Source organism: Chelonobacter oris, assembly GCF_000772535.1.
Lineage (GTDB): Bacteria > Pseudomonadota > Gammaproteobacteria > Enterobacterales > Pasteurellaceae > Chelonobacter > Chelonobacter oris.
Genome location: NZ_JSUM01000034.1, coordinates 1 through 1,405, shown reverse-complemented (window position 1 = coordinate 1,405; position 1,405 = coordinate 1). Strand labels below are relative to the sequence as shown.

Here is a 1,405-nt window from a genome sequence, read left to right as displayed (position 1 = left end):
CCGGTAACCGGTTCTAACTGTGATGCAGTAAGCGGCCGTAAAGCGTTAATCGCTTGTTTGGCGCCGGATCGTCGTGTAGAAGTGTCTGTACAAGGCGCAAAATCTGTTGCGATGTAATAATTTTCATCTCTGAAAATATTATCAAACCCGACGTTGTCGGGTTTTTTCATCCCTGAAATTCCTGATTTTAGGCAGGCTATGCGTAAATAATTGCTATTATTGGATAAAAAATAGGCTAAATTTGATAGTAATCCTTGATTTTCTTTCCAAGCACTAGGATAATTTAATAATACTCAATTTACCTAATCGGTTATTATTATATCATGAGTATAGGATAGATTCGGCTACTTTCAGTTGAATCAAAATGTTAGGTATGGATTTATCGGAAAGGCTTTGGTTTCTATTGGAGTGACTGAATGGAACGCCAACAGGTAATCTATATACTGGATGAAAAATAGAGGATCATCAAAATGAAAAAAACTGCAATTGCATTAGCCATCTCAGGTTTGGCATTGGCATCTGTAGCACAAGCAGCACCACAAGCTAATACTTTCTACGCCGGTGCTAAAGCAGGTTGGGCTTCTTTCCATGACGGTTTAGAGCAATTTGAAGTTCCTGGAGTAATAGGAACTCATCGTAATTCCGTAACTTACGGTGTATTCGGCGGTTATCAAATTACCGATAACTTTGCGGTTGAATTAGGCTACGATGATTTTGGTCGTGCCAAAATCCGTCAAGCAGGTGAAACAGTATCTAAACATACTAACCACGGTACACACTTAAGTCTAAAAGCCAGTTATCCTGTATTGTCTGATTTGGATGTGTATGCTCGTGTTGGCGCTGCATTAGTACGTTCTGATTATAAATCTTATGGTAATGATTCAGTATGGGAGCGTGAGCATAGCTTAAAAACTTCGGCTGTATTCGCCGGCGGTTTGGAATATGCTATTATTCCATCTTTGGCATTGCGTGTTGAATATCAATGGCTGAATAATGTTGGTAAGTTAAAAGACAGCGATGGTCAACGTGCGGACTACCGTCCGGATATCGGTTCCGTTTCTGCCGGTTTAACCTACCGCTTCGGTCAAGGCGTTGCCGCTGCCCCTGAAATCATCACCAAAAAATTCGCTTTCAGCTCTGACGTACTGTTTGATTTCAACAAATCAAGCCTGAAATCAGGTGCGGAACAAGCACTGGACGGTATGACTACAGAAGTGGCTAACTCCGGTTTGACAAATCCTAACTACAATGTAGCGGGTTACACGGACCGTATCGGTTCTGATGCTTATAACCAAAAATTGTCTGAAAAACGTGCTGAAACCGTAGCTAACTACTTGGTTTCTAAAGGCGTTGATCAAACTAACGTAACTGCTGTCGGTTACGGTAAGGCAAATCCGGTAACCGG

1 protein-coding gene and 1 pseudogene are annotated in these 1,405 nt (G+C 41.5%); both read left to right on the top strand.

The window, feature by feature from the left end:
• A pseudogene (locus tag OA57_RS13005) lies at positions 1-117 on the top strand (porin OmpA); the annotation flags it as partial.
• 353 nt (positions 118-470) lie between these two features.
• On the top strand, positions 471-1,405 hold a 935-nt coding region (gene ompA, locus OA57_RS12195; RefSeq protein WP_034618280.1), incomplete at its 3' end, for a porin OmpA.